This is a genomic window from Bacillus sp. FJAT-29814, assembly GCF_001510715.1.
In the GTDB taxonomy this organism is placed as follows: Bacteria; Bacillota; Bacilli; order Bacillales; family Cytobacillaceae; genus Neobacillus.
This window is the reverse complement of the sequence record NZ_LMTJ01000001.1, coordinates 743,865-752,455: the sequence shown is the minus strand read 5'-3', so window position 1 is coordinate 752,455 and position 8,591 is coordinate 743,865. Positions and strand designations below refer to the sequence as shown.

Annotated in this window: 6 protein-coding genes; all 6 read left to right on the top strand. The window is 45.0% G+C overall.

Annotated elements, in window-relative coordinates; translation table 11 throughout:
- Nucleotides 1-340 (top strand): hypothetical protein (locus AR334_RS30100; RefSeq protein WP_216638004.1); only part of this gene is annotated, 340 nt, incomplete at its 5' end.
- 181 nt (nucleotides 341-521) lie between these two features.
- Nucleotides 522-1,874 carry an arsenic transporter gene (locus AR334_RS03500; protein ID WP_066304950.1) on the top strand — a complete coding sequence of 451 codons (1,353 nt, stop codon included), beginning with the start codon at nucleotides 522-524 and terminating at the stop codon, nucleotides 1,872-1,874.
- Nucleotides 1,875-2,038: 164 nt separating this feature from the next.
- On the top strand, nucleotides 2,039-3,451 hold the full coding sequence (locus tag AR334_RS03495) for an SWIM zinc finger family protein (RefSeq protein WP_066304949.1): 1,413 nt from the start codon (nucleotides 2,039-2,041) through the stop codon (nucleotides 3,449-3,451).
- A gap of 14 nt (nucleotides 3,452-3,465) precedes the next feature.
- Nucleotides 3,466-5,259, top strand: a complete 1,794-nt coding sequence (locus AR334_RS03490) for a HEAT repeat domain-containing protein (protein WP_066304945.1) — start codon at nucleotides 3,466-3,468, stop codon at nucleotides 5,257-5,259.
- Nucleotides 5,259-6,344 (top strand): AAA family ATPase, encoded by a 1,086-nt coding sequence (locus tag AR334_RS03485; protein ID WP_066304944.1) that lies wholly within the window; start codon nucleotides 5,259-5,261, stop codon nucleotides 6,342-6,344. Before AR334_RS03490 ends, AR334_RS03485 begins: the two co-directional genes overlap by 1 nt.
- Nucleotides 6,341-8,590, top strand: a complete 2,250-nt coding sequence (locus AR334_RS03480) for a DUF5682 family protein (RefSeq protein ID WP_066304942.1) — start codon at nucleotides 6,341-6,343, stop codon at nucleotides 8,588-8,590. Before AR334_RS03485 ends, AR334_RS03480 begins: the two co-directional genes overlap by 4 nt.
- Nucleotide 8,591: the final 1 nt, after the last annotated feature.

Here is an 8,591-nt window from a genome sequence, read left to right as displayed (position 1 = left end):
GGAGGCACCAAGGGAAGCAAGGGCTCCAAAGGTGGAGGCACCAAGGGAAGCAAAGGCTCCAAAGGCGGAGGCACCAAGGGAAGCAAGGGCAGCAAAGGCGGAGGCACCAAGGGAAGCAAAGGCAGCAAGGGCTCCAAAGGTGGAGGCACCAAGGGAAGCAAGGGCTCCAAGGGTGGAGGGACCAAAGGCAGCAAAGGTTCAAAAGGCAGCAAAGGCACTAAGGGTCAGAAACAACACAAGGGAAAGAAGTAGTCAATATCCCCTCCAAAGGCAATGGAGGCCAAAAAACCGATACATGATACGTATCGGTTTTTCCTTTTTAGGGCCATTGTATTCATAAAGATAACAGTACCAGTCTAATAGAAAATAAATGGGCAAAAAACTAGTAATAATTATCTAGTTTTTCGCTGATTTATAAAAAACCGAGATATTCGTTTAGTTCAAGCCCTTCAGAAAGCACGTACTATAGACCAAGAACAAGAAGATAAATTAGAGCTTATGAAGGGAGTAATTTCATTTTTATGTATCATCAAACAACGATGATCATTACAATATTTGCTTTTATACTTACTATGATTATGATTTTTATCCGGCCAAAAAATATGAACGAGGCCATACCGGCAACTTTAGGAGCCATCATTGTTTTCCTGAGCGGCAGCGTATCATTCACAGATTTGTTAGATATAAGTTCCAAGGTTACAGGAGCCGCTATCACCATTATCGCGACGATTGTCATGGCGATTGTTTTAGAGAGTTTTGCCTTTTTTAGCTGGACTGCGGCCCTGATGTTGAAACTATCAAAGGGCTCTGGGAATCAGTTATATTGGTATACTTTATTACTCTGCTTTTTGATGACGTTGTTCTTCAATAACGACGGCAGCATTTTAATTACCACGCCTATCCTAATTCTAATCTTAAAGCATTTGGGCTTAAAAAATAGGCAAATGATTCCGTACCTATTAAGCGGGGCCTTGATTGCAACTGCATCAAGCGCTCCCATCGGCGTCAGCAATATTGTCAATCTGATTGCTTTAAAAATTATCGGAATGGATTTATACCTCCAAACCGAAATGATGTTTGTTCCCGGGGTAATCGGTTTATTCTTTTTATCATGCCTGCTGTATATTGTTTTTAAAAAGGACATTCCCCAATCCATTCGAGTCCACTCGTTTTCGATAACGCTGCAAAAAAGCCCTTATCACCCCCTGAAGAAAAACAATGAAAACCTTTTTAACCAGCAAAAGAAGCTAATGATTAGCATGCTGATATTTGTGTTTCTGGTCAGAATCAGTCTGTTCATCGCTTCGTACATTGGGATATCTGTATCATTGGTGGCTGTTCTTGGGTCAATCATACTATTAATTTGGCGCTGGATCCAATTGAAAAAGAATCCAAAAGATGTCGTCCGAAAAATCCCTTGGCATATTCTTGTATTCGCCTTTGCGATGTATGTCATTATTTACGGACTACACAATATCGGCTTGACGGAACTGCTAATAGCTCACTTAAGGAAATTGGTTAATGATAGTTTATTGCATGCGAGCCTTACGATGGGGATGATTACCGCGTTCCTCTCCAATATTTTTAACAATCACCCAGCCTTGATGGTTTCCACAATGGCCTTAACGGAAATGGGTCTCGAACCGCTCATCATGAAGACTGTTTACTTGGCTAATATCATTGGCAGCGATATTGGCTCATTGATCCTTCCAATCGGCACTTTAGCCACGTTAATTTGGATGCATATCCTAAAAAGGAATAAAATTTTCATATCATGGCTTGACTATATAAAAGTAACCCTCATTGTCATTCCGCCTACACTCATCTTCACATTGATTTGTTTATACTTATGGCTGTTGCTGTTTTTTGTCTAGATAGCTGTCCTAATATGGTACATGCCTATGCATGTACCTTTTTTCTGTATTTTTCCCAAAAGCAAACGAACATAAATATCACAAATATTGTAAAAATATGTACAATTAGGCCCATACCATCTAGTATAATAGGGCTAACGCATTCATTTTGTGGGGGAGAATAGATGGCAAAATTAACAGAAGAATTTGTCGATTCCTTGGCTCCAAATGCCTCTGCTATTAAAAACGGCTGGGGTCTGGTGAAGAAAAAGCAGTTTGTCACTCTGAATATAAGTGAAGATGGTTCCGTACTGTTTGGCGAATGCGCGGGAAGCGGAAAGAATCATTATTTGACATCCGTCGATTTGATCAATGAGGCACCTGTAGCCCGTTGCAGTTGTCCAAGCCGTCAGTTTCCATGTAAACATTCTCTCGGGTTAATGTACAGCTTTGTAACAGGGGCAAAGTTTACGACTGCTCCACTCCCGGAGGACCTTCAGGACAAACGAACCAAAGCCGCCGCGCGGCAGGAAAAAAAGAAAGAACAGAGCAAAAGCCCGCGTAAAGTCAACAAATCGGCATTAGCGAAAAAGCTGAAAACGCAATTGGAGGGCATCGATGTCCTAGAAAGACAACTACAACAGATTGTCCGGTCGGGATTGGCTGCAATCGATCCAAAAAAGTTGAAGGGGCTTGATGATACTGCCAAGCAGCTTGGCAATTATTATTTGAAGGAACTCCAGAATGAACTCCGTGAATTCATTATTCTATGGCAGCTTAAGCTTCCAGAGGAGGAGCTGTTTTCTGCCGCTTTTAATAAAATACAAATCTTGTATTCTAGCTGCAAAAAGGGCCGTGAACATTTATCTAAGCGGTTGGAAGATCCCGAGTTAACTCCCGATACGAAAACAAGCATTGAGGAAAGATTAGGCCATATTTGGCAGCTTTCCGAGCTGAGGGAACTTCATATGCTAAAATCAAATGTGAAATTGACCCAGTTGTCCTTCTCAACAATCACGAGCGAAGCGCGCAAGGAATTTATCGATGAGGGAATTTGGCTTGATTTGAAAGATGGGGAAATTTATTGCAGCAAAAATTACCGCCCTTTCCGTGCGGCTAAACAAATGAAAGAAGAGGACACTGTTTTTTCAAAAGTAAGCACAAAAGAACTATTCCTTTATCCTGGTGAAGGCAACCATAGAGTGCGTTGGGAGGAATATAAGCTTGGTGAGATGCCGGACACCCAACAGATCATCTCGCTTGCGAAACAAAATCTTGCAGAAGTGTTGAAGCAGGTTCGCGGACAAATAAGGCTGCCGCTTGCTGACAAACATCCGGCCGTATTGGTTTGTTTTTCAAAAATTGGACAAGTAAACGGAAATTGGGTGCTCGAAGGCCAGGATGGCGCAAGGTTGACACTGACGGACGGGGATTCTAACAGCAAGGAACTGATCATGCTTTTGGAATTGCTGTCTAAACGGGATTTAGAAAATGGCGCCGCGCTCCTCAGGTTCTGTCATAATCTTGAAACAGGTGTCTTGGCTGGGAAACCGTTATCAATTATTACACCAACCCGGATCATCCGTTTATTGGGTTAAAAGAGGAGAATACGATGAGTCTGCCAATTTTACATGATTTATATAATGACGTTAAACGATTGATGATAGCAGGAAGCGACCTGGCAACAGGTGATGTCAGTTTGAAAAAAAAGGTGCCCGCACTGGCCAAACTTGGAGAAAAGGCTCCTGTTTTTGCAAAACTGGCACATTTAACCGAAACGCTGGCTGACAGCAGTGATTCCACGCAAAATGGGCTATTGGAACTTTCTGAGCTGCTTACGTCAGTGATGTATACGATGGGAAAAACAGGAATTGAGGGCGAGATGGCCACGAGTGCACTTCATCATGAATTTCCTGCTGACATGGGCTATCAAAAATTAAAGCCCATTTTAGAAGCGTTGACTTCAAAAGGTTCCGGTCGGACCGAAGTCATACAGCGTGCCTTTCACGAGGGAAAATTAAACGACCTTCGTTTGATACAGCCGCTGATTTCTGCACTAGGGGACAGCAATAGCCAGCTGGCTGATTTTGTCGCGGAAAAGGTATTGCCCCAATATGGCAAGGCGGTTTTGCCGATGATTCAGTCACAATTTAATATAAAAGGGAAAAAAGCTGATGGAAGACGGTTAAGGGTCATCAGCGAGATTTTAAAAGAAGAAGGACTGCGTTTTTACATAGAGTGTGTGGAGAAGGGGGCGGAACAGCTTCGGATTGCCGCACTGGAGATTTTATATCCCTATGATGATGCGGAAGAGGTATTGCTCCAATATGCAAACGCCAAAAAACCGGAAACACGAAAAGCGGCATATGAATCACTGGTGAAACGGGATAGCGCAGCGGCGGTGCAGTTTTTAATCAAGGCTTTAGAAGGCAAAGACCATGATGTCGTGATTCACCTTTGCAGAGACGGATCTGCTAGATTAAAAGAAGCTTTATTGGTCTATGTCAAGGGCTTGTTTATGGATTTTCAAGCTAACAAAAATGAATTAACAGTTAAAAAGCTTTATCCCGCCTTGTATTGCTTTAGGCCGCTACCAAGTCAAGATGCCATGGAATTTTTACGGGAGTTCATCGAAACTCCTGAAATTCCTGGTCAATTGGCAAGACTGGCTGTCGTCACTTTACTTTATGAGGGACCGGAAATGTTGGAATATGTCGAGTCGGTCCATCTCTTGCCCCAACGTGAAAATGTTACCGATTTATCCCTTCAGGCCACCCTTTACATTCGGTCCAAAGAGAAGGTATTTGAACAGTACTCCAAATATGCGAGACAAACAAGGAAGGACACCCGCGGCCAGTTGATTTTCGCTACAATGGACAACTTTATCTACTTCCGGCCGGAGTTGAGGGCATTTGATGAAAAGTTTCAGCAGGGACAATATCGGGGTTACGGCGATAACCCAGTGATCGAGCATCCTCTTGTAGGAGTGGAATGGGACAATCGCTGGGTCGATGTCTTGATGGATTTGGATGAAGAGGAGCTTGTTTATAGACTGCCGAACCGCGTTACAAGCAAAAAACATCTTAACTATCTGTTGGACAAGCTGTCGTTGAACCCTTATTTTTCAAGCAAACGCGGCATGGGTGTCATGACATCGCTGGTTCAAATCGGGTATGAGTATGTCTTTGATATTTTAATTGATATATTGAAGAAAACGGACGAAAATATGAAATCCGTCCAATTCCACCATAGCCGAATCGCTGATAATTTGGGGCTGTTCATGTTTATGCCTAAAAAATATATACCCGAGATCCAACGAGTCGGGGAGAGAGAAATACAACACCCAGTTTTAAGAAATAAACTAAATGAAATTCTCCGCTACCTTTATTCGAAGGAGGAAAATTAATGGTTGAAGTTTTGCGTTTGCCTGCAGAAAAGCTCTATGAAGAGGAGCTACATGAATTGAAAAAGCATGACAGCAGACATGTGCCGGCAGGGTGGAAGCTGTCACCGCGAGCGGTGTTAACCTTTATTGCTGGGGGAAAAGCTGGGGCCATGAACATAACACCAAAATATATTGGGAATAAGCGCCTGATTGAAATGGCCATTGCTTCGCTAATGACCGATCGGGCCCTGCTGCTGATTGGCGAACCAGGTACAGCCAAATCAATGTTATCAGAATTGCTGGCTGCAGGGATTCATGCTGATTCCGGAAAAATCATTCAGGGAACAGCGGGCACAACCGAGGATCAAGTGAAATATTCCTGGAATTATGCGATGCTCCTCGCTAATGGCCCGACACGGGAAGCGCTAGTAAAAAGTCCAATTTTTCGGGCAATGGAGTCGGGAACCATTGCCAGGTTCGAGGAGATTTCACGTTGTGCCTCCGAAGTCCAGGATGCGTTGATTTCGATTCTATCGGAAAAATCACTCTCGATTCCGGAGCTTGATGAGGATGTTTCAGCCGTTAGAGGGTTTTCCGTCATCGGCACAGCCAATACCCGAGACCGAGGTGTCAATGAGATGTCTGCCGCTTTAAAACGGCGCTTTAATATCATCGTTCTGCCAACTCCGGCAGATATGGAAATGGAAATGAACATTGTCAGAAAACGTGTTGAGGAGCTTTCGGCACAGCATAACCTGCAGGCAGAGCCTCCTGCCCATGAACTGGTTGAAAAGGTCGTGACGATTTTTCGAGAACTGCGGTCCGGGATGAGCCTTGACCGCAAAGAAAAAATCAAGCCGCCAAGTGGAGTGATTTCAACCGCTGAGGCAATTTCTATGCTGACAAACAGCATGGCGCTTTCCGGCAGCTTCGGCACTGGACAAATTACGGAAGGTGACATTGCCGCCGGCTTGCAGGGAACCGTGGTCAAGGATGAAAGTAAAGACCACCTGGTCTGGAAGGAATACCTGGAAAATGTCATGAAAAAACGTGGCGTTGAGTGGCGTAAATTGTACATTGCCTGCAGTGAGCTGAACCAGCGATGAAGCCCCATGTTTTTGGCGTCAGGCACCTGTCGCCGGCGGCAGCCTATTATTTGGAGGCGTTTTTAAATGATATTCAACCAACAGCGGTATTAATCGAGGGGCCTTCCGATATGTCCGGATTAATTCCAGACATCGTCAAGGCAAAAACAAGACCGCCGATTGCAATGATGGCTTATACCCAGGAACTTCCGGTTGAGTCGATCCTGTATCCATTGGCTGAATATTCGCCTGAATACCGGGCGATGCTATGGGGTGCAAACCACCGGGCCCACGTTGAATTTATTGATATACCAAGCAGTATTTCGATTAATTTCCGTGAAAAAAGAGCGGTAGGGTCCTCGGAAGCGCCTGTTAATATTTATGAAACCATCGCCAACCTCTCGGGTGAAGCTGATTATGAAACTTACTGGGAAAGAACCTTTGAACAAATTCGTTCTCTTGAGAGCTTTACTAAGGCCATGAATACCTTTGCCTATGAATTGCGGGAATTGGAGGAGGAAAATGATTCAGCACCTGAGCGGGAGTATCATTACCTGAGGGAAGCCTACATGAAGTTGCAAATTGACCGTATCATTCATGAGGGGCATAAGCCGGAAAAAGTGGTCGTGATTACGGGTGCCTATCATGTGCCGGCACTTTTGTCAGACGCGGAATTACGAGTAGATGTTGCTGCCCTGCCCAAAAGAGAGGTTGCATTTACGTTAATGCCCTATTCCAACTATAAATTGTCGTTCCAGTCGGGGTACGGGGCCGGAAACCATGCCCCAGCCTACTTCCACATGCTATGGGAATGTATGAAGGCGGGGGATATCGCCAAACTGCCTTCCTATTACCTTAGTAAAATCGTTTCCGATCTTCGTGAGTCGGGCACCAATCGGTCCACAGCAGAAGTAATCGAAGCGACAAGGCTTGCTGCCGCGCTTGCGTCATTTCGCCAGAGCTCGGCCACGTTGAGGGACCTGCGTGATGCGGCGACCGTTTGTCTTGGTCATGGCCATTTTTCTACACTTGCAGATTCATGCACAAGATCGGAAATTGGATCGGAGATTGGCGAGCTTCCGGATGGGGTTTCCCAAACTCCGATCCAAGATGATTTTCTTCGAAGATTAAAGACTTTGAAGCTAGAAAAATATCGGACCAATATCCAAAACCAGATTGTATTGGATTTGCGGGAAAATCGCCGTGTAAAAAGCAAGGAAGCGGCTTTTCTAGATTTGAATCGTTCGTTCTTTTTCCATCAGCTTGGAGTTCTCGGCATTCAGTTTGCTCTGCCAGTTCATTTTCGCCAGGAGCATGCTTCCTGGGCCGAGCATTGGAATGTGCGCTATCATCCTGAGGTTGAGATTCAACTGGTAGAGTCCACCCTGTTAGGGGAGACGATTGAGCTTGCTGCGGCTTATCAATTGAAGGAAAAACTGAACGCCTGCCAAAATGTTGCCGATGCGGCCCGCGTCGTTCGTCTCAGCCATGCATGCGGCATGATGGAAATGATGGAATCGGCACGGCAGACGGTCGCGATGCTCAGTACTGATGCCGCCGATATTGTCGAGACGGCCGAGGCGATTGGCGAGCTGAGCCGGATTATTCAATTTGGCGATGTCAAACGATTGGATACTACGATGTTAATTCCGCTTGTGGAGCGCCTGTTTTTGCGTGGAACGCTGTTGCTGATTCCTGCTTCCGGCTGTGATGATGAACGGGCTAAAGCAATCATGAAGGCGATTAGCCAAATGAATGAAACGGCCCAGGAGCTTTATGAGCATGTGGATGAAAAATTATGGTTTGAAACGTTGTCAGAACTATATCTGCGTGATGATTTGAACCCGCTGTTATCCGGCTATAGCTGCGGGCTGTTGCTTGAAAAAAGTAAAATCACTTCAGGCGCCCTAGAGGAAGAAGTGTCAAGAAGACTGTCTCCGGGTATTCCCGCAGATATAGGATCGGGCTGGTTTGAGGGGCTATGCATGAGTAATAAGTACGCTTTGCTATCGCGGAGCTATTTGTGGGAGAACATGGATCAATATCTCGTTACCTTGAGTGACGAAGAATTCCGACGCGCTCTCGTATTCCTGCGGCGTTCTTTCTACCATTTTACAGCTGCTGACCGTTCAAAGATAGCAGAAGTGCTGGGGAGTATTTGGGGCTTTGACGAGCTTGAAGTGAGTGAGTTTTTGAACGATGCCTTGACCGAGGCGGAGGAAACCGTCCTCAATGAATTGAATGAATTCGATTTTGGAGATTTCTAGC